Origin of the sequence: Salinisphaera dokdonensis CL-ES53, assembly GCF_040361215.1 — a bacterium.
Taxonomy (GTDB): Bacteria; Pseudomonadota; Gammaproteobacteria; order Nevskiales; family Salinisphaeraceae; genus Salinisphaera; species Salinisphaera dokdonensis.
Genome location: NZ_APND01000003.1, coordinates 132,565 through 156,497, shown reverse-complemented (window position 1 = coordinate 156,497; position 23,933 = coordinate 132,565). Strand labels below are relative to the sequence as shown.

Below are 23,933 nucleotides of genomic sequence, written 5' to 3'. Positions count from 1 at the left end.
TTTTCCCGAGCGTGTTCGTGGCTTTTGAAAGCCGGCCAGTATGCCATACGCGCCCCGGTAGCCCGGCCGTCCTTGCTATCATCGCCGTCGTTTCAATTTGCTTAGACAATCATCGGGTGCACGCCATGAGCGATTCCCTGAAGAAGGCCGTCGAGACCGAACTCGGCCGCTTCAACGAACCCTATCTCGATACCGACCTGATGAGCGCACGGGCGGTTCGCTCGCTGGAAGTGAAAGGCGACCGCGTCACGCTCGAACTGGATCTCGGCTTTCCCTGTGGCCAGTACGGCCAGAAGCTTGCCGAGCAGGTCCGCGCCATGCTCGAAGCCGTCGACGGTATCGAACGGGCCGACGTCACCGTCGGTTTCTCGGTTGCGGCACGCGCGGTCCAGCCGTCGCTCAAGCGGGTCGAAGGCGTTCGTAACATCATCGCCGTGGCCTCGGCCAAGGGCGGGGTCGGCAAGTCCACGGTCGCCGCCAATCTGGCGCTCGCGCTCAAGGCTGATGGCGCGTCGGTCGGTCTGCTGGACGCGGATATCTACGGGCCCAGCCAGCCGCGCTTGATGGGGATCGAAGGCCGGGCCCAGGCCAAGGACGGCAAGACGCTGATTCCCATGGAAGCCCACGGCATGCAGACCATGTCGATCGGCTATCTCATCGACAAGGAATCGCCGGCGATCCTGCGTGGGCCGATGGTGACGTCCGCACTGCAGCAGATGCTGTTCCAGACTGCCTGGGATGACCTCGATTACCTGATCATCGACCTGCCGCCGGGCACCGGTGACATCCAGCTCACGCTGTCGCAGAAGGTGCCGGTTTCAGGTGCGGTGGTGGTGACCACGCCGCAGGATCTGGCGCTCCTCGACGCGCGCAAGGGCGTGGAGATGTTCAAGAAGGTCAATGTGCCGGTGCTGGGCATCGTCGAAAACATGAGCACACATATCTGCTCGAGCTGCGGCCACGAGGAAGCGATCTTCGGTGCTCACGGCGGACGCAAGCTGGCCGATCAGTACGATGTGGATCTGCTCGGCGAGCTGCCGCTGGATATCTCGATTCGCGAGAACGCGGATGCGGGCCATCCCAGCGTGGTGGCCGATCCCGACGGCAATATCGCCAGCGCCTATTTCGATATGTCGCGCAAGACTGCGGCCCGCCTGGCGCGCCAGAAGAAGGACTACGCCAGCAAGTTCCCGAATATCAAGGTTGAGAACAGCTGATACGAACGCTCAGTTGCGCCGCAGGGCGCGGAACGCGGCGCGCACATGCTGCGTCAACGCCTTGCCGGCCTCGGCGCAGTGCGCGCCGATCACCAGCGCGACGTGGGTATCGACGAGCGCCGGCATCTTCGGTTCGTCGATGATCTCCAGCAGTGGCGAATTTGCCAGCGAGCGCGGCAACGGCGCCACGGCCAGGTCGGCCTCGACGGCGGCCCGCTGGCCGGCGCTGTGCTCGCTGCTGTAGGCCACCCGATAGGGGCGTCCGGCGCGATCGAGCGCATTCACCGCATCCGCTCGCCAGGCACAGCCGTGTTCGGCGAGCGCTACGGGTAGCGGTTCGCGCAGACGCGCCGTGCCGTCGGCCCGGCCGACCCACACCAGCGGCTCGGTATGCACGATCTCGCCGCGCTCCACCTGGACGTCGAGGTTGCCGGCTGTCACCAGCGCGAGATCGATCTCGCCGGCGTCCAGCCGTTCGAGTATCACCCGGCTTGCGCCGGTCATCACATCGACCTGTACTGCCGGGTGCGAGCGCGCGAATTCGCCCAGCGCCTGCGGCAGGATTCGCGTGCCGACGTCGTCCGGCGTGCCAATACGCACCGTGCCTTCCAGCTTGGGTGCCAGGAAACAGGCGACCGCTTCGGCGTTGAGTTGCAGCAACTGGCGCGCATAGCGCAGCAGCAGTTCGCCGTGCTCGGTCAGTTGTACCCGCCGCGCCTCACGCACGAACAGGTTCTTGCCGAGCGTGGTCTCCAACCGCTTGATCTGCATGCTCAACGCCGACGGCGTACGGAACACTGCCTTGGCAGCACGCGTGAAGCTGCCGTGCTCCGCGATCGCGACGAAGCTGCGCAGCACGTCGGTATCCAGCAGTGGCTGGACGCCCGAGGCCGAAGGTGCAGGGGATTGTGTCATCGCCTAGCGTTAAGAAATATTGAAGGCAGAGTATAAATCTTTTCGCTGGATTGAACAGTCGCGCATGCGCACGCTGGTTTCGTGCCTCGAGAAATCGAGGCGTCCCAACACTGGCAGGCGCGAAAGGCCCGCCTTCAGGAGAAGAGCCATGCGTGATGTCCCGTCCCATCCGAAACGCCCGACCGTTCAGGAGATCGCTCGTCAGAAAGCCCAATTTCAACGGCTTTATATGCCGGCAATGCCGCCGCTGTGGCTGTTCGCAATAATCGGCCGCGCAGTCCGCCGCTGGCGCACACGACGTGCGGTGCGCGCGCTGCTGGCCAAGGACGACCATATCCTCTGCGATCTGGGCTACAGTCGGGCCCAGCTGCACCGAGGCCTGCGTGATCCGAAGCCGGATGAGCAGGTGATGCGAGACTGCCATCTGACTGGCGGGCGATAGCCGGATCAGGCGCCCCGAGTTTGCCTCGGGGCGCGCTTCTGGCGATCAGGCGCTGCGCGCTTCTTCGCCGATATCGATCACGACCTTGCCGACCGCAGCACCGGCTTCCAGATGCGAATGCGCGGCTGCGATGTCGTCGAGCGTGAAGCGACGTTCGTCGAGCAGCGGCTTGAGCTGATCGGTCGCGGCCAGCTGGCCGGCCTTGGTCAGGATCTCGCCGTGATGCTGCGGATGCACGCCGTGCAGCATGCTGGTGAGCATGAAGATGGTGTGCAGCGTCAGGCTGCCCGAATGCATGGGTGTGAGATCGGCCTCGTACTGCGACACGATGGTCGCGACCTGTCCGTTGACCCTTGCGCCGGCAAACGAGGTGGCGATATCCGAGCCCCCGGTGGCATCGAAGACCACATCGAAGCCGCGGCCGCCGGTCAGGCGTTCGACATAATCGGCAACGCTTTCCTCGCGGTAGTTGATGATGTCGTCTGCGCCCATGCGGCGCGCGATATCGGCCTTGGCGGCCGAGGAGATCGTCGCGGCAACGCGCGCACCCTGAGCCTTGGCCAGCTGGATGGCGATATGGCCGACGCCGCCGGCGCCGCCATGGATGAGCACATGATCGCCGGGCATTACGCGGGTGCGATCGACCATCGCCTCCCATGCCGTGATGGTCACCAGCGGCAGGGCGGCGGTTTCGCGCCAGTCGAGCGCTTCCGGCTTGAAGGCCATGAAGGCTTCATCGACTGCGATGTATTCGCCGTAGGCGCCGCCGCGACCGCGCAGGCCGCCCGCGCAGCCATAGACCGCGTCGCCTTCTTTTAGGCGCGTGACGCCTTCGCCGACCGCCTCGACCACGCCGGCCACGTCACAGCCGAGCACGCCCGGCAGTTCGGGCGCGATCGGCGGGCCGGCCGCGCGCAGCTTGGTATCGACCGGGTTCACGCTGGATGCGATCTGGCGCACCAGGACCTGGCCGGCGCCGGGTTTGGGGGTATCGATGTCGGCGGCTTCGAAGACATCGGGCGCGCCGAATTCACGGATGAGCTGGACCTTCATAACTGGACTCCTGAACGCTTGTGCAGCAATGACGAGGGCCACAATACGTCAATGCGCGGCATGACTCAGTCCGGGCGTAGGCGCGTGCGCCCGCGAGGCGCTAAACTGCGCGCTTTGCCCGCCGCGCAGAGCCGACCCGATGAGTATCAAATCCGACAAGTGGATCCGCCGCATGGCCGCCGAGACCGGCATGATCGAGCCGTTCGAGCCCGGCCAGGTCAAGGAAAACGAGAAGGGCCGGATCGTGTCCTATGGCGTATCGAGCTACGGCTACGACGTGCGCTGCTCGCCGCATTTCAAGATATTCACCAATATCAACACCGCGATCGTGGATCCGAAAGCGTTCGATGACAAAAGCTTTCAGGACTTCGAGGGCGACACCTGCATCATTCCGCCGAATTCCTTCGCGCTGGCTTCGACGGTGGAGTATTTCCGAATTCCGCGCAGCGTGCTCACGATCTGTCTCGGCAAGTCGACCTATGCGCGCTGCGGCATCATCGTGAACGTCACGCCGCTGGAGCCCGAATGGGAAGGCCACGTGACCCTGGAGTTTTCCAACACCACCACGCTGCCGGCCAAGATCTACGCCAACGAAGGCGTGGCCCAGATGCTGTTCCTGGAATCCGACGAAGTCTGCGAGACCTCCTACAAGGACCGCGGCGGCAAGTACCAGGGCCAGCGCGGCGTGACGCTGCCGCGCACCTGATTCGTCCAGGGCCTGTTGCCGTTCCACACGGCCCCGCGTTGCAACCCAAATTTGCGTCAGCCAAGGCGCAGGGCGCCGGCCTCGGTTATTCCAAGGTCAAGTCCTGCAACGCCGGATGGCGTAGATTTGGGCCGCAACCCTCAATAAATAACCGTGGGACGAGGGCCATTTTTCCGCAATACGGCGTTGCAGCTCGCTTATGTAGCGCGGCTATACGGCGCTCGCTGCGCCTTGTCTTGCGAAAAAATGGCCCTCGGCGCGGCGTCGTGTGGGACGGCAACAGGCCCTATGCGTCCGGACGTTCCAGTCCGGTCAGCGACATGCGGAATACGCCGCCGTCGCCTTTCTGGTGCTCCACGCGTACCGGAATCCACTCGGCGTTGCGGGCCAGCCAGAAACGCAGATGGCGCTTGTCATCGTCCACGCGTTCGACCAAGAGAGTCTCGTAGCGCCCGGCCGGCGTGTCGACGGTGCCGCCGTCGCTGGCGCGCAGCGTGTAGGTCTTGGTTTCGTCTTCATCGACGAGCGAGAAATCCGCCTCGCCGAGGCTGTCGGGATCGGCAGCATCCGCCACCCAGCGCCGCGCCGCGATCTGGATCGACAGCGGGTCGAGCCCCTGTTCGCCCAGCGCCATCGTTTCCTGCTTGCCGGCCTCGCTGCGATAGACGACCTGCCGCGCGGCCCAGTCGTAGTCGAGGGTGTAGCTGTCTTCCGCGTCGTCCTGCATGTGATGCGAGAAGCGGCTCGGCCGTAGCGTGCCGTCCTCGATACAGAAACGACTTTCGTCGGTGACATCGCCGATGAACACGCGCACGAGCGCGTTCGGGTTGGCGCGACCTGAATAGATGTAGCAGTTGTCGGTCTCGGCACGGGCAAGGCTGAAGGTCGTCGTGCCCAGCCCGATCTTGCCGCGGTTGACCTTGAAATGCGCTGTGAACGGGTCGGTGACGGCTGCGCCGGCGACCGAGGCGAACAGGGCGCCGACGAGCAGCGCGATGCCGGCAATATGCCGGCGGCGGGGTTCAGGTCGTGGCGATCGAGTCGTAGTCGTCATGTGGGCAGTGCTCCTGTATCTGGCCATCGCGCCACACGACCCCGTCGTAGAACCGAACCGTGCCGGCGATCAGATCGCCCAGCGCCGCCGGATAGAGGCGCTGCTCGACGTCGGCCATCAGCCGATCGGCCAGCGTCTCGGGCGTGTCGTCGTCGGCAACGGCAATACTGGCCTGGCGGATCAGCGGGCCGTCATCCAGATCGGGAGTGACGAAATGCACGCTGGCGCCGTGGCGCGTATCGCCGTTCGACAGCACCCGCTCGTGGGTGTTCAGTCCCTTGTAGCGCGGTAGCAGCGAGGGGTGAATGTTCACGAGCTTGCCGTCGAAACGCTGGACGAAAGCTGAACTCAGGATGCGCATATAGCCGGCGAGTACCACCCAGTCGGGCCGGGCGGCCGCAATGCGCGCGCCCATCGCGCGGTCGAAATCGTCCCGACGCTTGAATCCCTTGGGTTCGATGCAGACGCAGTTCAGACCGGCCATACGGGCGATCTGCATGCCGGGCGCATCGCTGCGGTTGCTGATCACAAGCTCGATCTGGGCGTTCAGATCACCGGATTCGATGGCCTGGATGATCGCCTGCAGATTGCGACCTCGCCCGGAAATGACCACGACAAGACGTGGCGCCGGATTCTCGGCGCCTTCGATTGGCATGATCAAACCAGTCGAACGGCGTCGTCGGCCGCGTTTTCGCGCGCATGGATACGGCCGAGTGTGAAGACCTGCTCGCCGGCGCCGGTGAGGATGTCGATGGACTGGGCGACCTGATCGGCTGGCACCACCACGCAGAATCCGATGCCGCAATTGAAAGTGCGCGCCATCTCGGCGTCGCTGACATTGCCGGCATCGGCCAGCCAGTCGAAGATCGGCGGCTGCTGCCAGGCGCTGCGTTCTAGCGTGGCGGCCAGATGTTCGGGCATTACACGGGCGAAGTTTTCGGCCAGGCCGCCGCCGGTGACGTGGGCCATGCCCTGCACGTCGACGGCTTCGAGCAGCTTCTGGATCGCCTTTACATAGATACGTGTCGGCGCGAGCAGGGCATCACCCAGGCTCTGATCGCCCAGGCGGGTATCCAGCGTGGCGCCGGCCACGTCGAGAATCCGGCGGACGAGCGAGTAGCCGTTGGAATGCGGCCCGGACGAGGCCAGCCCGAGCACAACGCCGTCCTCGGTCATGCGGCTGCCGTCGATGCGGCGGTCGTATTCGACCACGCCGACACAGAAGCCGGCGAGATCGAAATCGCCGCTGGCGTACATGCCCGGCATTTCCGCGGTCTCGCCGCCGACAAGTGAGGCACCGGCCTGCTGGCAGCCCTCGGCAATGCTCTTGATCACCGGTGCGGCGACCGCGGCATCAAGATGCGCGGTCGCGTAGTAATCGAGAAAGAACAGCGGCTCGGCGCCAGTGACCAGGACGTCGTTCACGCACATGGCGACCAGGTCGATGCCGATGCCGTCATAGCGGGCGGCGTCGATCGCCAGGCGCAGCTTGGTGCCGACGCCGTCGGTGCCGGAGACCAGCACGGGGCGGCGATAGCGGTCCACCGGCAACTCGAACAGGCCGCCGAAACCACCCAGGCCGCCGATCACTTCCGGGCGGCGGGTGGCTTCGACCGGGCCACGAATCTCGTCCACCAGACGGTTGCCGGCATCAATATCCACGCCGGCATCGGCATAGGTCAGGGAAGGGCGTTGACTCACGTGTGATCGCTCGCGGTTTGGGAAAACGGCGCCCGCCGGTGCGGGGGCACGCATGTTATTGTAACGCGGGAGTTGGGGTCTGCCGCCATTCATGCTGATCCGCAGTCGCGTTGACTTGTTTCCGGTGCAGCGAACAGGCGTGAAATACGCCAATCTGCCGCAGCAGAGTTCGGTGTTCGCCGGACGTGTAAACGAAACTGGAGCGCACGATGTGGACGCGGCCCTGCAATGACAGGCAGCAATGATGGGCGGTGTGACACGACTGCCATATCGTGCCTGTCGCCATCGTCGTTTCATGCCGAGGTCTTCGTGCAGCACCGCTCGTTTCGCGGCATCGAGAGTAGCCGCCGCACCGCAGTTCAATCGTTGCGAGCCTTCCGCGCGTTCACGCGTGCCGGGCTGATGGTGTCCGCTGGATGATGAAACGGCAACGCAATCTCGTGCTCGGGCTGCTGGCTTTCGTGGTGTTGGCCGTGTGGCTGCTGGGGTCGGTGCTCACCCCATTTCTGATCGGCGCGGGGCTTGCCTACGTTTGCGACCCGATCGTCGACCGGCTCGAGACGCTGCGGTTGTCGCGCACCAGCGGCGTGGTCGTGGTTTTCGCCGTGGTGGTGGTCGTGTTCACCCTGCTGTTGTTGTTGCTCCTGCCGCAGTTGCAGCAACAGATCAATACGCTGGTCCAGAATCTGCCGCGCTATGCGGACTGGATACAGCAGACCACGGCCCCTTACCTGGGCGGCCGCGCACTCGATGTCGAATCGATCAAGACGCTGATTGCCGATAACTGGGGCACCGCCGGTGGCTTCGCCTCGTCGGTGGCCAAGAAGGCGTTCTCCTCGGGCACCGCGCTCATGGCCATCGCCATGAACATCCTGTTGATCCCCGTGATCATGTTCTACCTGCTGCGCGACTGGGATCACATGGTGGCCTGGATCAAGTCGCAGCTGCCGCGCCGCTATGTCGGCACGATCAGCGAACTCGCCCAGGAAACCGACCAGGTGCTGGGGCAGTTCATCCGTGGCCAGCTGCTGGTGATGACCGTGCTGGGCTCGGTATATATCGTCGGCCTCTGGCTGGCCGGACTGGATCTGGCGCTGGTGATCGGCCTGGGCGCGGGCATCGTGAGCTTCGTGCCCTATGTCGGCGTGATCAGTGGCCTGGCGATCTCGAGTATCGCGATGCTCGTGCAGACCGGCGATCCGTTCGCGCTGATCTGGGTGTTTATCGTATTCGGCATTGGCCAGGTGCTCGAACAGGTCGTGCTGCAGCCGCTGTTGCTCGGCGATGCCATCGGCCTGCACCCGGTATGGGTGATTTTCGCGGTGCTTGCCGGCGGCCAGTTGCTCGGCTTTGCGGGCGTGCTCATTGCGCTGCCCGTAGCTGCCGCGGTTGCGGTGGTGGTGCGCTATGGCGGCCGCCAGTGGCGTTCCAGCCGACTCTATCTGGATCACTGACATGGACCTGACGGCGCGGAGCGGGGTCTGAATGGCCACGCAGATGATTCTTGGCGTACAGCTGCCGCAGAGCGCAACGCTCGAAGCGTTCGTTGGTGCGACCAACGCGCAGGTGCGGGCCGCGGTCGAGCAGATCGTCGACGGCCGCAGCGAGCGTCTTTTCCTGCATGGGCCGGAAGCCAGCGGCAAGACGCATCTGCTTCAGGCAGCCTGTCGCGCCGCCGGCGATGCCGGGGATCGCAGTGTGTACGTACCGCTCGCCCAGATGGCCGATCAGGCCGAATCGTTGCTCGTCGGGCTGCAGGATATGGACTGCGTCTGCATCGACGACGTGGGCGCGATTGCCGGTGACCGCGATGCCGAGATCGCCCTGCTGAGCCTGACGGATGGCCTGCGCGCGAGCGGCGGCCGCCTGCTCGCGGCGGATCGTAACTCACCGCGCGAGATCGGCCTGACGCTGCCGGATCTGGCCAGCCGGCTGGGCTGGGGTGGGGCGGTCGCGGCGATTGAGCTCGATGACAGCGACAAGCTGGACCTGCTGGTCGAACGGGCCGCCCAACGCGGCATGGATCTGCCCTATGCGACCGCCCGCTGGCTGCTGCGCCACGGCGAGCGCGATGTGCCGGCGCTTATGCGTGCACTGGATACCCTCGACCATGCATCGCTCGCCGCCCATCGTCGCCTTACCATTCCCTTTGTGAAGCAGACGCTCGCCGCCGAAGGCTGAGCCGTCGGCGGTTTCTTCGCGCCGCACGGGCGCTGCGCCGACTCGGACTGGGTTTTGTACACTCCGCAGAAAGCGCGCTCTATGGTGGCTGTCGTCGAAACGCTGCCCGGGAGCCCGCGATAAAAATAATAGACGCCGCCCATGTCGCGGCCATACGAGGAGAACTGCTTGAACAAGACCCGTAACCCCATGGGCTGGGGCTATGTCGAGGACGCCATCGACAAGTCCACGCTGCAACCGATCCTCGACGTGATGGCGCCGGTGCTCGGCGGTGCGCCGCAGCCGGCACGGCCGGGGCCGAGTGCGGCCGATGTGACGCTCGCCACGCCCGCGGTCGATCCGCCGCAAGCGCTCGCGGCATTCGTCTCGACTGATCACGACCAGCGCCTGCTGCGCGCGGTCGGTCGCAGTTTTCGCGATCTCGCCACCCTACGCGCCGGCACGCCGTTGGCCGCGCCGGCTGCGGTCGCCACGCCGCGCAATCCGCAGGAGTTGGAGGATACGCTGGCCTGGGCGTCGGATGCCGGCCTGGCAGCGATTCCCTTCGGCGGCGGTTCCAGCGTGGTCGGGGGTGTGAACCCGGAGGATATGGGCGACTGGCCCGGTGCGGTCACGATCGACCTGCAGCGCATGAATCAGGTGTTCGGTATCAACGAGCGTGACCGCGTCGTGCATGCCGAGGCCGGCATTCTCGGGCCGGCGCTGGAGAACGCGCTGGCCGGCACTGGTCTTGCCGTACGGCATTATCCGCAGTCGTATTTCCATTCCACGCTCGGCGGCTGGGTTGCCACCCGCGGCGCCGGGCATTTCTCTACCCTGCGCGCCAAGATCGAGGATCGGGTGCAGTCGCTATCGGTAATGCTGCCAGACGGCAGCACGTCGACGACACGCCCATTACCCGCCTCCAGCATCGGCCCGGATCCGAACCGGCTCTGGGCCGGCAGCGAAGGCGCGCTGGGCGTGATCACCGATGTGCGTCTACGCCTGGTGGCCGATCCGGCGCACAAGCTCTCGGCATCCATCGGTTTTCGTGATTTCGAGACTGCGCTGGAAGCCACCCGTGCCATCGCCCAGGCCGAGATCTGGCCGGCGCAGATGCGCGTGCTCGATCCGTTCGAGCATATGGTCTCGACCGCGCTGGCGGGCGGGGCCGGAGAGGGCGCGCTGATGATTCTCGGCTTCGAGGGCGAGTACGACGTCTCGCGCCAGCGCGACGCCGCGGTCGAGATTGCCCGTGCTCATGGCGGCACGCCGCGTACATCCGGCGACAGCGGCGCCGGCGATTGGCGAGAGGCCTTCTTCCGCCAGCCCTACTTGCGCGATGCGTTGCTTGACCATGCGGTGATCGTGGATACCTTCGAAACGGCGGTGCCATGGTCGGCCGTGCCGGCCTTCTATCACAGCGTCTTGGAAGCGACCGGTGAGGCTCTGGATGAAGTCTGTGGGCACGGCGGCGTCGCCTGTCGTGTGACCCATGCCTACACCGATGGGGTCGCGCTGTATTTCTCGTTCTATGCGCCCGGCGAACACGACGCGCTGCTTACCCAATGGCACGCGCTCAAGGCCGCGGTTTCGGAAGCGGTAGTCGCAGGCGGTGGCACCATGAGCCATCACCATGCCATGGGGCGCGACCACAAGACCTGGGCACGCACCGAGATACCGGATGCGTTTCGCAGCGCGATCCGCGGCGCGAAGAGTGCGCTGGATCCGACGGGCATGCTCAATCCCGGTCTGTGGTTTGCCGACTAGTTGGTTAGGGGCATTCAGCTGGGCGAGGCCGGCTTGCGCTGTCGTGAGAACGCGCGTCAGTCGCGTGCAGCTTCGTTTTCCCGGGCATCCCATTTCGCGAACACAACGGTGCCCACGAACATCGCGATACTGCCGGCCAGGCAGATATCGACGGCGGCCGTGCCGGCGCCGGCGATGTACTCGACCATGGCATAGGCCAGATAGAACATGGCCGCCATCGACGCCCAGGCAGCGGTATACAGGCGGGCACGGCAAAGCCCGTTCAGCGAGGCAATCAGCGGCAGGCTGAACACCACGGCAAGAACCAGCCGGGGGCCGGCTGATACGCCTGCCAGGAGGAACAGGCTGGCGATCACGGCGACATTGCCGGCAATAGCCAGGCCGAGTGCATAGCGGGACCAGCGCATCAGGCAGCTCCAAGCTTCAGGGCGGTGCGGGCGACCCGCTCGCCGAGATTGCGGGCGAGTTGCTTCTCGATCTCGGTGAGCGCCTTGTCGCCCAGCACGCCGGAGACATGGCTCGCGCCGTAGGGCGTGCCGCCGCTATCGGTTTCGGCGAGCAAGTTGTCGGCGGTATAAGTCAGGCCGACGATGAGCATGCCGTGGTGGATCAGGGGCAGCATCATGCTGGTGAGCGTAGTTTCCTGGCCGCCGTGCAGGCTGCCGGTCGATGTGAATACCGCACCCGGCTTGTCGGCGAGCGTGCCCGAGAGCCACTGGCCCGAAAGCGTGTCGATGAAGTATTTCAGCGGTGCCGCCATGTTGCCGAAGCGCGTGGGCGAACCGATGATCAGGCCCGCGCAATCTTCCAGGTCATCGTGGCTGACATAGGGCGCGCCGCTTTCCGGCACGGCCGGCTGGCTGGCTTCGGTCTGGGGCGAGACTTCCGGCACGGTGCGTACGCGTGCCTGCATGGGCTTGGCCCGCGCGACGCCGCGTGCGACCTCGTTGGCGAGCGCGGCGGTGGCGCCGCTGCGGCTGTAGTAGAGCACGAGGATGTCGCGGCTGGCGCCGGGCGAAGAATTGTCGGTCATGGGCTGGTCGCTCATGCGTTAGTGGTTGTGCGAGTTGTCGACGAGTTCGAATACGCGCTCGGGTGGCCTGGCGATGATCGCGCGCGTACCGGTATCGAGCACGGGGCGCTGCATCAGTTCTGGTGTGGCCTGGAGCAGATCGATTACCGCTTCGCGATTCAGCGTGGTGGCTGGGTGCGCTCGATCCCGGAAAGCCGCGTCGGTCGTGCGCACCAGGTCGGCCGGTTCGGCATCGAGGTGTTCGAGCAGGCGGGCGAGCGTGATGGCATCGGGCGGCGTATCGAGATAGTTCACGATCTCGACGGCGTGACCGGCCTCTTCGAGAAGCTGACGTGCTGCGCGCGACTTGGAACAGCGCGGGTTGTAGTACAGACGCATGGCGGCGGCGTAGGGGTGAACCGGCGGCATATCGTGCGGGCGCGCCGGCCCGGACGCAATCGCTGCCCGCCAGCGCGGCGAGCGGCGCGTCAGCGTGCGTACCAGCGGGTCTGCAGGGCGGTGGCTACGCGCGACGGATACCAGTACTTGCCGAGGCTGCCGTTGTAGCGGGCCAGCGCGTCGGTGAGGTCGCCTTTCTCGCGCTTGAGGTAGTGGGCGAGGATCGTGCAGCCGTAACGCAGGTTGGTGCGCATATCGAAGAGATTGTCGTCAGGTCGCCCGATCTCGTCGATCCAGAACGGCATCACCTGCATCAGCCCCATCGCGCCGGCCGAGGACACGGCGAAACGCTTGAAGGCGGACTCGACCTGAATCAGCGACAGCACGATCTGCGGATCGAGCCCGGCGCGCGTGGCCTCAGCGTGCACGGTCTTGAGCAGGGCCATGCGGCGACCGACGTCCGGCATCTGGCGGGCCAGCCGGGTGGACATATCCATGAGCCAGACTTCGGCCTCGAAGCGATTCGAGAAGGTGGCCGATTCCTGCACCGCGGCCACGAGCGCGCGGCGCAGGTCCGGATCGACCTCGCCGGGCCGTGCGGCCGCGGCGGCCTGTGCCGTGCCGCCCAGGATCATCGAAGCGAGCACGAGCAACAGCGCTGCTACACCGCCGGGCCGCAGCCCGCGTCGATGCGGCTGCGCCTGTGTTTCCGAATGCTCGATGATCAAATCGCGCCGCCCCCACGAATCCGGTTCAGAGCCGATGGCCTGTCTGGCCGTCATCCACCCAATCGCCGCGCGGGTCACAAGGTATCCACGCGTGGCGTAACGACGGTATCGGCTAGCCTTGCGACAACTTTTGCCTGAGCGCTTCCAGGCTGAACTCGATCTGGCTGTTTTCGCTATCGCGCCGGCCCTTGTATTCGAGCGTGCCCGCGTCGATGCCACGATCGGAAACCACCACACGATGCGGGATGCCGATCAGTTCGGCATCGGCGAACATCGGGCCGGGACGCAGGCCACGGTCGTCGTAGGCGACATCGATGCCGGCCTGACGGCATTCGGTGTATAGCTTCTCGCAGGCCTCGCGCACGGTGGCCGACTTGTCGGCCTTGATCGGGATGATCACCAGCTCGAACGGCGCGATAGCGGTCGGCCAGCAGATGCCGGCGTCGTCGTAGCACTGCTCGATGGCGGCGGCGACGATACGCGACACGCCAAAGCCGTAGCAGCCCATCTGTGGGGTCACGGCCTTGCCGTTCTCGTCGAGCACGCTCAATTCGAGCGCTTTGCTGTACTTGTCGCCGAGCTGGAAGACGTGGCCGACCTCGATGCCACGCAACACCGACAGCGGCGAGCCGTCCGGGCTGGGATCGCCGGCAGTCACGTTGCGCAGGTCCGCGAACTCGGGCTCGATCGCGTCGCGGCCCCAGTTGAAGTTCACGAAGTGGGCGCCGTCGTAGTTTGCGCCGACGGCCATGTCGGCCGCGTTCTGTACGGCGTAGTCCGCGATCACGCGCACGTTGGTATTGACCGGGCCGAGCGAGCCGGGACCGGCGCCGAAGTGTTCGCGAATGACGTTTTCCTCGGCGAACTTGAGCGGCGTGGCGATGCCTTCGATGCCCTCGGCCTTGATGTCGTTGAGCGTGTGGTCGCCGCGCAGCACCATCAGTACAGGCTTGTCGTCGTCGCCCATGACCACGATAGCCTTGGCCGTGGTTTCCACGGGCAGATCGAGCGACTGGCACAGATCCGCGATGGTTGCGACGCCGGGCGTGTCCACCTTGCGCAGCTCGCCCGACGGGGCCGGGCGTTCGTCTTTACCGGGCAGGGTGATTGCGGCCTCGATATTCGCGGCATAGCGGCCGTCTTCCGAGACCGCGAGTTCATCTTCGCCGGCCTGCGCCAGCACATGGAACTCTTCGGACTTCGCGCCACCGATGGCGCCCGAATCGGCAGCGACCACGCGATAGTCCAGGCCGATGCGATCGAGAATCGCCGTATAGGCCGCGCGCATGGCGTGGTATTCGCGGTCCAGATCGGCCTCATCCATATGGAAGGAGTAGGCATCCTTCATGATGAATTCGCGGGCGCGCATGAGCCCGAAACGGGGCCGGATCTCGTCGCGGAACTTGGTCTGGATCTGGTAGAAATTCACCGGCAGTTGCTTGTAGCTGCTGATATCGCGCTTGACGAAATCGGTGATGACTTCTTCATGGGTCGGGCCGAAGCAGTATTCGCGCTCGGCGCGGTCGTGCATGCGCAGCATGAGATCGCCCATCTGCTCCCAGCGGCCGGATTCCCGCCACAGCTCGGACGGCTGGATCGCCGGCATCAGCACTTCCAGCGCGCCCGTGGCGTTCATTTCTTCGCGCACGATGGTTTCCACCCGGCGCAGCACGCGCATACCCAGCGGGCTCCACGTATACAGGCCGGCGCCGAGCTTGCGGATCATGCCGGCACGCAGCATCAGCTGGTGCGACACGATCTCGGCATCGGCCGGAGTCTCTTTGGTGGTGGACAGCGCGAAGGCGGATAGACGCATGGGTTAGGCCGGTTGGGCAGGTGAACGAATCAGCCCGCGATTCTACAAAAAACAGGCGGCGCCGACCGAGAATGGTCGGCCCGCTATCGGGTTGTCGAGATCAGTCCATGACCGTGAGGACGCGCTCGACCATGGCTTCGCCGTCGCGTTGCCAGGCGCGCATCTCGAGCACGCCCTTGATATTGAGCGAGATGATCAGATAGAGCGCGTCCGGATAGCCCAGCCCCTCGATATCGTGGATCGACGGCTCGGGCGGCGCGCTGGGATGTGAGTGATAAATGGCCAGCAGGCGCTCGCCGTTCTCGCGCATGGCCTTCATGGCCGCGATCTGGCCGGCTGGATCCATCTCGAAGCGGCGAGCGGGCTCGGCGGCGATATTGGCCACGGGATAGATCTCGTGTGGCCCCTCGTCGCTCGCGCTCAAAAAGCCGCAGACCTCAACGTCCGGTTGCTTCTGCGCCTCGAACAACAGCCGCGTCGCCAGCGGCCGGCTCATCTTCAGTGGTGTCACGTGCTGATCCCGTCCCGAGAAATCGACGCGCATGATAGCGCCCGAACCGCTTAGCGACGAGCAGGCCGCGGTTACGCCGGTCGTCGTGGGCTGTTGTTAATGCGGGTCCGGCCGGCTCGCGGCCTGGCGCGGCGGTTTGCGGTCGCCACTATCAGGGATAGATATGAATGCGCGTGCCGTCGCTCACGCGGTTCCAGATCTCGTCGATCGCCGCGTTGGATACCGCGATGCAGCCGTTGGTCCAGTCGCCTTCGCGTTCGCGGTCGTCGTAGCTCGGCTGGCCGTGGATCATGATGAAATCACCCGGGTCCACGCCGAGCCGTGCCGAAGCCGCGCGATCCTGTGCGTCAGGATAGGAAACATGCAGCGAACGATAGAAATCGCTGTTGGGGTTGCGCCAGTCCAGACGATAGAGGCCTTCGGGCGTCTTGTTGTCGCCACGGCGGCGCTTGGTACCGATCGGATCCTTGCCGAGCGCGATCGGGAACTGGTCGACCATCTCGCCATCGGAATACAGATAAAGCACGCGGTTGGCTTTCATCACCACGACCAGGTCCACCGGCGCCTGGCTGGCGGTATCACCGACGCTTTCCTGTGCGATCGCAGGAGCGGCGAGCGCCAGGGTGGTCAGCAGCCACAAGGTGACAAGTGCTCTATAACCGATTCTTTTCGGGCGCATGGGCCGACTCTTGTTTGGTTTGTCTCAACGGGCAGGGCGGTTATGGCCGCGGCATACGACAGACGAATGGCTCGTCGCCTGGTCGCACGCAACTGCCTGAAAACGCAATTCTGCCGATCAGGCGGGGTAGCGACCAGTGGCTACGCGGGCTGCGCTCGATCATTCCAGCCGTACGGCCTTTGTAATCGGCGGTTTTATCTCGGGTGCTAGGATGCCACATAGCTGATTTAAAACCGCCATAAGTCGGCGCCTCAAGGGGCTGGTGGCGGTTCATTACAAACTTTCGGAAACAGGATCTGGACATGAGCAAAACGCCGGTCACGGTTATCAAGGGCGACGGCATCGGGCCCGATATCGTCAATGCCACGCTGCGTGTACTCGATTGTCTCGATACCGGCTTCGAATACCAGGAAGTCATCGTCGGGCAGGCCGCTCTAGATGCGGGTGAGTCGGAAGTGATGCCGGAATCGGCGCTCAAGTCGATCGAGAAAACCGGCCTGGTGCTCAAGGGGCCGGTGACCACGCCGTCGGGCAAGGGCTATCGCTCGGTGAACGTGGCGATGCGTAAGCATTTCGATCTGTATGCCAACGTGCGGCCGACGCTGTCGATGCCGGGCACACAGTCGCGCTACAACAATCTCGACATCATCACCGTGCGCGAGAACACGGGCGGCATGTATTCGGGCCAGGGTCAGAAAGTCTCGGAAGACGGCAATCGCGCCGAGGCACTGTCGGTGATCACGCGTTCCGAGTGTGAGCGCATCATCCGGTTCGCCTTCGACATGGCGCGTGCGCGCGGCCGTCGCAAGGTGACGCTGGCGCACAAGGCCAACATCATGAAGTCCACCTCCGGGCTGTTTCTGGAAGTGGGTCGCCAGATTTCCGAAGAGTACGACGACATCGAACACGACGAGGTGATCGTCGATGCCTGTGCGATGAAGCTCGTCATGCATCCCGAACGCTTCGACGTGATCGTCACCACCAATCTGTTCGGCGACATTCTGTCGGATCTGTGTGCCGGCCTGATCGGCGGCCTGGGGCTGGCGCCGGGTGCGAACATCGGTGAGAACTGCGCGATGTTCGAGGCGGTGCATGGCAGTGCGCCCGATATTGCCGGCAAGAACATCGCCAATCCGACATCCGTGATCCTGGCGGCGGCGCTCATGCTCGAGCATGTGGACCAGCCGGAGAACGCCAATCGTCTGCGCCGTGCCGTGCGTTCGGTCGTGGCCGAGCATGACCGCGTCACGCCCGATCTGGGCGGCAATGCCACCACGGATCGCTTCACCGATGCGGTGATCGAACGACTCGGCTAGTTGATCAGGCGTTATTCGGGCGCGAAGTAGAGATTGCGATACGCGGCGGCCGCCTGGCCGCCGGCGTTATCGCAGTCGGTCATGATCGCGACCGCGTCGACCGTATCCAGATCGAGATCGTAGAAGCGCTCGAAATCCGCGCGCACATTGCGAGACTCGCTGACCCACGCGCCGGTGTCGTCCGGCGGCCCGGCTTGCACAGCGACCATCATGGCCTGATCGGTGAACGGGTTCGGCCAGTGCTGGCCTGCTTCACTGGATCCCGCCCAGACATAGTTGATCGCCCGCGTGCGCCATTTCAGCAGGCCGCCGTCCCGGATCACATAGACCCGCGCGGCGAAGTCGTCTCCGGCCTTGCTGCGCTCGTCCAAGCCTTCGTGTACGCCGTCGACACGCCATTGCCAATGCAACACGGGGGTCGCCTTCAAATCGACCGGCACCCGGCGTGCGATTGCCGACGCGGTGCCGTCGCATGCCGCTTCCAGAACACGGGACTCCCCGTCGCCGCTCAGGCGGTAGTCGGTCTTGCCTTCGAACGATCGGCTTTCCCACTCGGTCAGCGAACCGGGCGCGAAAACGCCTACGTCGACACGCTCGGCCGCCGTGGCGGCGAGCGCGGTAAGCGAAAGCATCGCGATCGTTGTGACCGATCCGAATGCACATCGAGTGACACGACGCGGAGTGGATGAATAGCGAATCATGACGTGGCCCTCGCGAGCAGGCCGTGGGTAACGCGGTCGTTGCCGCCCAGGTCGCGCCGCGTGGCGACTGCTTCGAAGCCAGCGGCGATCAGCTTCGAGCGTACGGCAGCGCCCTGGTCGTTGCCATGTTCGAGATAAATGGCGCCGCCAGCGTTCAATCGTGCGGGCGCGCCCGTGATGATCCGCTCGAGATCGGCCAGGCCGTTGTCTTCTGCGATCAGGGCCGCCTGTGGTTCGTGCTGAAGCGCCGGTGCGTCGAGATGCAGGTCACCCGGCGCCACGTAGGGTGGATTGGACACGATCACGTCGAAGAGCTCGCCCTCTAGGGGCGCATACCAGGGGCCGACCGTGAACGTGACATTGTCCAGAGTGAGGCGCTCGGCGTTCGCTTGCGCACAGGCGAGGGCGCTCTTGCTTGCGTCGGTGGCAGTGATCGCCCAGTTCGGGCGTTCGCTGGCCAGAGCCAACGCGATCGCGCCGCTGCCGGTGCCGAGATCGAGCAGGCGAAGCGACTGCGCGTCGTGGTGTTCGAGTACGGCCTCGACCAGTGTTTCGGTATCCGGGCGCGGGACCAGCACGTCGGCCGTGACGTCCAGATCGAGTGTCCAGAAGCCCACTCGGCCGGTCACATAGGCCAGCGGTTCGCCCGCGAGGCGGCGTTCGAGCAGCGCTTCGAAGCGTGAGTGCGCGTCGCGATCGAACGAGTCCCGCGCATGCACGATCAGCCAGCTGCCGCTGACGCCCAGCACGTGTTCGAGAAGGCGCCGGGCGTCGATATCGGGGCTGTCGCTGACCGGGGCCAGGCGCGCCCGCGCATCGCGCAGCGTGGAATCGATCGTGGCCGGCATGGTGTCGTGGGCTGCTAGGCCGCGCCCATCTCGGCCAGCAGGTCGGCCTGATGCTCGCTGGTCAGCGCGTCGACGACTTCCTCGAGGTTACCGGCCATCACGTCGTCGAGCTTGTAGAGCGTCAGGTTGATGCGGTGATCGGTCACCCGGCCCTGTGGGAAGTTGTAGGTGCGGATACGCTCTGAGCGGTCGCCGCTGCCGACCAGCTTCTTGCGGGTGGCGGCCTGTTCGCTGGCCTGCTTGTCCTGCTCGGCGGTGAGCAGCTTGGTCTGCAGCAGGCTCATGGCGCGTGCGCGGTTCTTGTGCTGCGAGCGCTCCTGCTGGCATTCGACCACGACGCCGGTCGGGATATGGGTGATACGAATCGCGGAATCGGTCTTGTTGATGTGCTGGCCGCCCGCGCCCTGGGCACGATAGGTATCCACGCGGATGTCGTTCGCGCTGATATCGATATCGCCGACTTCATCCTGTTCCGGCAGCACGGCCACGGTGCAGGCCGAGGTATGAATACGACCCTGGGATTCGGTGGCGGGCACGCGCTGCACGCGATGCGCGCCGGACTCGAACTTCAGGCGCGAGAACGCGCCGGTGCCGATCAGGCGCGAGATCACTTCCTTGTAGCCGCCGTGCTCGCCTTCGCTCGCGGACAGGATCTCCACCTGCCAGCCCTGCTTCTCGGCATAGGTCGAGTACATGCGCAGCAGGTCGCCGGCGAACAGGGCGGCTTCGTCGCCGCCGGTACCGGCGCGGATTTCCAGATACAGATTGGCGTTGTCGTTGGGGTCGCGCGGGATCAGGTGCTTGCGCAGCGCGGCTTCGAGATCGACCAGACGCTCACGCGCGGATTCCAGCTCCATGTCCGCCATTTCGCGCAGCTCGGCCTCGTCGGCGTTCTGCATGTCCTCGAGGTCAGAGATCTCGTCGACCAGCGTGCGCCAGGCGCGATAGTCCTCGGTCAGCGATTCCAGTTGGGCGTATTCCTGGGACATGCGCCGGAACTTGTCCTGATCGCCGATGACTTCGGGATCGGACAGGGAGTGCGCGAGGTCCTCGTGGCGTTCGACCAGTTCCTCGAGTTTGGCGCGCAGGGAATCTTTCATTCGTTGTCTTCTGTGGTCGTTTTGGAAGAGTCGCCGTCATCGAGCGAAAACAGATGACGGGCACTGGTCAGCAGTTCCTGCTGATGGGCGCCGCGTGCCTTGCGCAGTGTGGCACTCGGTTCGTGCATGAGCTTGTTCGTCAGCGTACGGCCGACGAAGGCGAGCACGTCCTCGGTGTTCTCGCCGCGAGCCAGCCGGCGCCGGGCCTTGTCGAGCACATCCTCGCGCGCGGTATGGGCCTGATCGCGCAGCTGGCGGATGGTATCGGTGGCCTGACGCGAGTCCAGCCAGTCGATGTATTCCTCGATACGGACATCGAGCATGCCGTTGGCGAGCGCGGCCGCCTTTTCGCGCGAGCGGCGATTGTCGTCGATGACGCTCTGCAGGTCATCCACCGAATAGAGATAGATGTCCTCGAGCTTGCCCGCGCTCGGGTCGATATCGCGCGGCACGGCCAGGTCGAGTACGAACATGGGCTTGCGCCGGCGTTTCTTGACCGCGGCACGCAGCTGGTCGAAATGGACCATGAAGCCCGGCGCGGCGGTCGACGATATCAGCATGTCCGCCTCGGCCAGATGCGCGGGCACGTCGTCGAGCGCGATCGCATAGCCGTGATAGCGCGTGGCCAGCGCCTGCGCACGCTCGATGCTGCGATTGGCGAAGATCATGCGTTGAACGCCGGCCTCGGCCAGATAGCGCGCGGCCAGGTCGACCGTTTCGCCGGCGCCGATGAACATCGCCGCGGTTTCGGACAGGTCGGCAAAGATCTGGCGCGCCAGGCTCACGCCGGCATAGGCCACGGATACGGGGTTGGCGCCGATCTCGGTCTGGCTGCGGATCTGCTTCGCTACCGCGAAACTGTGCTCGAACAGCCGGGTGAGCAGCGGGCCAGCGCCGCGGGCTGCGCGCGCGCTGCGATAGGCGTTCTTCATCTGGCCCAGGATCTGCGGCTCGCCGAGAATCATCGAATCCAGTCCGGCGGCCACGCGCAGGCTATGGCGGACGGTGTCGCGATCGCGATGGATATAGAAGTAACGCGCCATGGCATCGTCGTTGAGCCCGCGCTGTTCGCATAGCCAGTGGCGCAGTTCGGCATCGCCGGGGGCGTCGGTCACGGCATACAGTTCGGTGCGGTTGCAGGTCGACAGGATCGCGCCCTCGTGCACATGCGGCAGGCGCAAAAAGTCGTCCAGCGCCGAGTCGAACTGCTCGGGCGGGAACGCCGCGGTCTCGCGGACCGATAGCGGGGCGGTTATGTGGTTCAGGCCGACGGTCAGCAGCGTCATGGCGTCATTCTACCGTCACACGTCACGTGGCGCGCCGGTTTACATAGCCCCTGGTTCGATCGTCGCGCTATCATCGCCTCATGCATATCAACGACGTGAATTGTGCCGGCCAGGCGAGGGCGAGGCGGCTCGGTGGTGCCGTATTCGCGGCAGCCGCGCTCGCCGTATCGCTGGTGAGCGGCTGTGCCAGCCAGCCGATCGGTGAGCGACCCGCGTCGGACGTGCGTATCGACGCGAACGCCGTGCAGCCGTCGAAGGCGAGTCGGCGCGAAGCCTACGAATACCATGTCCTTGCCGGCGAAATGGCGATTCAGCGCAACAAGCGCGAGCTCGCCGCGCAGGAATATGTGGCCGCTCTCGAATATTCCAACGACCCGGCGCTCGCGAAGCGTGCCACGCGTATCGCGCTGTTCGCAGAAAAACCCGAAATGGCCTATCGCGCCGCGCGGGTCTGGGCAGCCGCCGAGCCGGATTCTCTGGATGCCCAGCGCACCGCCACGCGCATGGCCATAGCCAACAGCGACGCCGAAGGACTGGGCGTTTACGCGCCCGCCATGGTGCGCGCGGCGGCATCGCCCGATATCGGCTACCGGCTGCTCGCGGATGTGGTCAGCGGCCAGCCAGAGGCGGCCGATATTGCGATCGATACCGTCCGCGACATGGCCGAACGCGACAGCCAGAGTGCACCGGCGCAGTACGCGCTCGGCGTGATCGCGCTGCGCTACGAGCGCAGTGAAGTGGCCGCGCGCGCAGCAGAGCGCGCCCTCGCTATCGACCCGACCTGGAACGATGCCGTGCTCTTACAGGCCGGCGTATGGATCCGTGAGGGTGAGACGGAAAAAGCGCAGGCGCTGGTCGACGAGTTGGCCGGCAACGATGCAAGCCGCGCGCAATACCACCTCACGCTGGCACGCCTGCTCATCGAAGCCGACGAGGATGAGGCCGCGCTGAGCGAATTCGAACGCGCGATCGTGCTGCAGCCCGACAACGCCGACGCGCGCTACGGACTGGCGATTCTGGCATTGAGTATCGGTGATCTCGAGCGCGCCGAAACCGCGTTCAAGACGCTATACGACAAGAACGAGCGCGCCGACGACGCGGCCTATTATCTGGGCACGGTAGCGGAACAGAACGAGGATTACGCCAACGCGCAGCACTGGTATCAGCGGGTCGAAAGCGGCGGCCGTGCCTTCGACGCCCAGGTGCGCGCCGCGCGCATGATCTACCAGCAGGGTGATCTGCCAGGCGCGCAACAGCGCATTGCCGAACTGCGCGAAACCTATCCGGAACTCACCGACCAGCTCTATGCCGCCGAAGGCCAGTTGCTCTACGAGGCCGAAGAGCCGCGGGCAGCGCTGGATATCTACAACCACGGACTCGATGCCGTGCCCAACAGCACCGAGCTGCGCTACGGCCGCTCGATGGCGCTGGAGCGGCTCGGAAAAATAGATGATGCCCAGGCAGATCTGCGTGCGGTGCTCGAGCGCGAACCCAACGATGTGCGCGCGCTCAATGCGCTCGGCTACCTGCTGACCAATCACAGCGACCGCTACGCGGAAGCCCTCGACTATATCGAGCGCGCACTTGAAGCCGAGCCCGACAACCCGGCAATTCTCGACAGCATGGGCTGGGTGCAATACCGGCTCGGCAACCTTGCGCAGGCGCGTCGTTACCTTGAACAGGCCTACAGCGACTTCCAGGACGCCGAGGTGGCGGCCCATCTGGGCGAAGTGCTCTGGACGCAGGGCCAGCATGAAGCCGCGCGCGAAGTCTGGCAGGGTGCGCTGGCTGACAACCCCGACCATCCGGTTCTGCGTGAAACCGTGAACCGTCTCGATCCATGAAGAAACTTGTTGCCTCACTGCTGGTTCTTTCCGTGCTGTCCGGCTGCGCGATCATCCGCAAACCGGCGGAAACCGAGCCCGGCGTCGTCAATGCGTCGGCCTGGGCCGAGCACAAGGAAGAGCTGGCGGACTTCAGCGTCTGGTCCCTGCAGGGGCGCGTTGCCACCGGGCAGCTGCTCGGCTGGACTGGCAACCTGAGCTGGCGCCAGCAGGGCGAGGAATTCGATGTGCGGCTATCCGGGCCGCTGGGCGCGGGCGGCTTCCGTGCCATGGGCGCGCTCGAGGAAGAAGTGGTTATCCAGACGCGCGATGAGCGCTATGTCACCGAAGAGCCGGATGCGCTGGTCGAGCGGACATTGGGCTGGACGTTCCCGCTCGAACCGCTGCGCTTCTGGGCGCGCGGCTTGCCCGCGCCGGGCGACTACGAGCGCATCAGCGTCGACGAGCAGGGCCGCATGATTGCGCTCGAACAGCAGGGTTGGGCCCTGTCGTTTCCCGACTATATCGAGCCCGAAGGCGCGCCCGCGGTGCCGCGTCGCATCGTGCTCGATAACGGTGAAACACGAATCCGCCTGGTCGTCGATCGCTGGTTCGATGTCGACGGCGTATCGCGCGCGAATTGACAGCGGCTCGAGCAGTCAAGAAAATACGCGGCCTTCATTGAAGGGGTCGGCC

At 65.0% G+C, this 23,933-nt stretch carries 25 protein-coding genes; 9 read left to right on the top strand and 16 right to left on the bottom strand.

The features are described from left to right. Positions 1-125: 125 nt before the first annotated feature. Positions 126-1,217 (top strand): iron-sulfur cluster carrier protein ApbC, encoded by a 1,092-nt coding sequence (gene apbC, locus SADO_RS10325; RefSeq protein ID WP_353111121.1) that lies wholly within the window; start codon positions 126-128, stop codon positions 1,215-1,217. Between the two features lie 9 nt (positions 1,218-1,226). On the opposite strand, the gene SADO_RS10320 is transcribed toward apbC, so the two are convergent. Beyond that, on the bottom strand, positions 1,227-2,132 hold the full coding sequence (locus SADO_RS10320) for a LysR substrate-binding domain-containing protein (RefSeq protein WP_353111120.1): 906 nt from the start codon (positions 2,130-2,132) through the stop codon (positions 1,227-1,229). Between the two features lie 148 nt (positions 2,133-2,280). On the opposite strand from SADO_RS10320, the gene SADO_RS10315 reads away from it, so the two are divergent. Beyond that, positions 2,281-2,574, top strand: a complete 294-nt coding sequence (locus tag SADO_RS10315) for a YjiS-like domain-containing protein (RefSeq protein WP_353111119.1) — start codon at positions 2,281-2,283, stop codon at positions 2,572-2,574. 45 nt (positions 2,575-2,619) lie between these two features. Here SADO_RS10315 and SADO_RS10310 read toward each other — a convergent pair whose 3' ends face one another. Then, positions 2,620-3,627 carry a zinc-dependent alcohol dehydrogenase family protein gene (locus tag SADO_RS10310; RefSeq protein WP_353111118.1) on the bottom strand — a complete coding sequence of 336 codons (1,008 nt, stop codon included), beginning with the start codon at positions 3,625-3,627 and terminating at the stop codon, positions 2,620-2,622. Positions 3,628-3,766: 139 nt separating this feature from the next. Between SADO_RS10310 and dcd the strand changes: the two genes are divergently transcribed. Beyond that, the gene (dcd, locus tag SADO_RS10305) at positions 3,767-4,333 is read left to right on the top strand and encodes a dCTP deaminase (protein WP_353111117.1); all 567 of its coding nucleotides are present in this window, start codon (positions 3,767-3,769) and stop codon (positions 4,331-4,333) included. Positions 4,334-4,619: 286 nt separating this feature from the next. Here dcd and SADO_RS10300 read toward each other — a convergent pair whose 3' ends face one another. The 3 genes from SADO_RS10300 to purM are packed head-to-tail and all read right to left on the bottom strand — an operon-like array spanning position 4,620 to position 7,088. Beyond that, entirely contained in the window at positions 4,620-5,387 is a 768-nt protein-coding gene (locus SADO_RS10300; protein ID WP_353111116.1) for a DUF3108 domain-containing protein, read from the bottom strand. Continuing rightward, entirely contained in the window at positions 5,356-6,042 is a 687-nt protein-coding gene (purN, locus tag SADO_RS10295; protein ID WP_353111115.1) for a phosphoribosylglycinamide formyltransferase, read from the bottom strand. Before purN ends, SADO_RS10300 begins: the two co-directional genes overlap by 32 nt. A gap of 2 nt (positions 6,043-6,044) precedes the next feature. After that, positions 6,045-7,088 carry a phosphoribosylformylglycinamidine cyclo-ligase gene (gene purM, locus SADO_RS10290; RefSeq protein ID WP_353111114.1) on the bottom strand — a complete coding sequence of 348 codons (1,044 nt, stop codon included), beginning with the start codon at positions 7,086-7,088 and terminating at the stop codon, positions 6,045-6,047. A 416-nt stretch (positions 7,089-7,504) separates the two neighbouring features. Between purM and SADO_RS10285 the strand changes: the two genes are divergently transcribed. The 3 genes from SADO_RS10285 (at position 7,505) to SADO_RS10275 (ending at position 11,018) form a co-directional block, all read left to right on the top strand. Beyond that, positions 7,505-8,542, top strand: a complete 1,038-nt coding sequence (locus tag SADO_RS10285) for an AI-2E family transporter (protein ID WP_353111113.1) — start codon at positions 7,505-7,507, stop codon at positions 8,540-8,542. A 31-nt stretch (positions 8,543-8,573) separates the two neighbouring features. Further along, positions 8,574-9,269, top strand: coding sequence for a DnaA regulatory inactivator Hda (gene hda, locus SADO_RS10280; RefSeq protein ID WP_353111112.1), 696 nt, complete (start codon positions 8,574-8,576; stop codon positions 9,267-9,269). A 168-nt stretch (positions 9,270-9,437) separates the two neighbouring features. Continuing rightward, positions 9,438-11,018, top strand: a complete 1,581-nt coding sequence (locus tag SADO_RS10275) for an FAD-binding oxidoreductase (protein WP_353111111.1) — start codon at positions 9,438-9,440, stop codon at positions 11,016-11,018. Between the two features lie 56 nt (positions 11,019-11,074). Here the strand turns inward: SADO_RS10275 and SADO_RS10270 are convergent, their stop codons facing one another. The 7 genes from SADO_RS10270 to SADO_RS10240 all read right to left on the bottom strand — a co-directional run bounded on the left by SADO_RS10270 (position 11,075) and on the right by SADO_RS10240 (position 16,163). After that, entirely contained in the window at positions 11,075-11,425 is a 351-nt protein-coding gene (locus SADO_RS10270) for a DUF2069 domain-containing protein (RefSeq protein WP_353111110.1), read from the bottom strand. Further along, complete coding sequence (wrbA, locus tag SADO_RS10265; RefSeq protein WP_353111109.1) at positions 11,425-12,051, bottom strand: NAD(P)H:quinone oxidoreductase; 627 nt, start codon at positions 12,049-12,051, stop codon at positions 11,425-11,427. Before wrbA ends, SADO_RS10270 begins: the two co-directional genes overlap by 1 nt. An 18-nt stretch (positions 12,052-12,069) precedes the next feature. After that, positions 12,070-12,459: an ArsC/Spx/MgsR family protein gene (locus SADO_RS10260; RefSeq protein ID WP_353111108.1), complete on the bottom strand. Its 390-nt coding sequence runs from the start codon at positions 12,457-12,459 to the stop codon at positions 12,070-12,072. Between the two features lie 59 nt (positions 12,460-12,518). Continuing rightward, complete coding sequence (locus tag SADO_RS10255) at positions 12,519-13,064, bottom strand: lytic transglycosylase domain-containing protein (RefSeq protein ID WP_353111807.1); 546 nt, start codon at positions 13,062-13,064, stop codon at positions 12,519-12,521. A gap of 205 nt (positions 13,065-13,269) precedes the next feature. Continuing rightward, positions 13,270-14,973: a proline--tRNA ligase gene (locus SADO_RS10250; RefSeq protein ID WP_353111107.1), complete on the bottom strand. Its 1,704-nt coding sequence runs from the start codon at positions 14,971-14,973 to the stop codon at positions 13,270-13,272. Positions 14,974-15,073: 100 nt separating this feature from the next. Continuing rightward, on the bottom strand, positions 15,074-15,484 hold the full coding sequence (locus SADO_RS10245) for a M67 family metallopeptidase (protein WP_353111106.1): 411 nt from the start codon (positions 15,482-15,484) through the stop codon (positions 15,074-15,076). Positions 15,485-15,635: 151 nt separating this feature from the next. Continuing rightward, positions 15,636-16,163: a L,D-transpeptidase family protein gene (locus SADO_RS10240; RefSeq protein WP_353111105.1), complete on the bottom strand. Its 528-nt coding sequence runs from the start codon at positions 16,161-16,163 to the stop codon at positions 15,636-15,638. Positions 16,164-16,465: 302 nt separating this feature from the next. Between SADO_RS10240 and SADO_RS10235 the strand changes: the two genes are divergently transcribed. After that, positions 16,466-17,479, top strand: a complete 1,014-nt coding sequence (locus SADO_RS10235; RefSeq protein WP_353111104.1) for an isocitrate dehydrogenase — start codon at positions 16,466-16,468, stop codon at positions 17,477-17,479. Between the two features lie 11 nt (positions 17,480-17,490). On the opposite strand, the gene SADO_RS10230 is transcribed toward SADO_RS10235, so the two are convergent. The 4 genes from SADO_RS10230 to hemA form a co-directional block, all read right to left on the bottom strand. Beyond that, on the bottom strand, positions 17,491-18,111 hold the full coding sequence (locus SADO_RS10230; protein WP_353111103.1) for a DUF3047 domain-containing protein: 621 nt from the start codon (positions 18,109-18,111) through the stop codon (positions 17,491-17,493). 65 nt (positions 18,112-18,176) lie between these two features. Next, positions 18,177-19,028 (bottom strand): peptide chain release factor N(5)-glutamine methyltransferase, encoded by an 852-nt coding sequence (gene prmC / locus SADO_RS10225; protein WP_353111102.1) that lies wholly within the window; start codon positions 19,026-19,028, stop codon positions 18,177-18,179. 14 nt (positions 19,029-19,042) lie between these two features. After that, positions 19,043-20,128 (bottom strand): peptide chain release factor 1, encoded by a 1,086-nt coding sequence (gene prfA, locus SADO_RS10220; RefSeq protein ID WP_353111101.1) that lies wholly within the window; start codon positions 20,126-20,128, stop codon positions 19,043-19,045. Then, complete coding sequence (hemA, locus tag SADO_RS10215) at positions 20,125-21,414, bottom strand: glutamyl-tRNA reductase (protein WP_353111100.1); 1,290 nt, start codon at positions 21,412-21,414, stop codon at positions 20,125-20,127. Before hemA ends, prfA begins: the two co-directional genes overlap by 4 nt. An 80-nt stretch (positions 21,415-21,494) precedes the next feature. On the opposite strand from hemA, the gene SADO_RS10210 reads away from it, so the two are divergent. Then, on the top strand, positions 21,495-23,258 hold the full coding sequence (locus tag SADO_RS10210) for a tetratricopeptide repeat protein (protein ID WP_353111099.1): 1,764 nt from the start codon (positions 21,495-21,497) through the stop codon (positions 23,256-23,258). Further along, complete coding sequence (lolB, locus tag SADO_RS10205; RefSeq protein ID WP_353111098.1) at positions 23,255-23,881, top strand: lipoprotein insertase outer membrane protein LolB; 627 nt, start codon at positions 23,255-23,257, stop codon at positions 23,879-23,881. Before SADO_RS10210 ends, lolB begins: the two co-directional genes overlap by 4 nt. Positions 23,882-23,933: the final 52 nt, after the last annotated feature.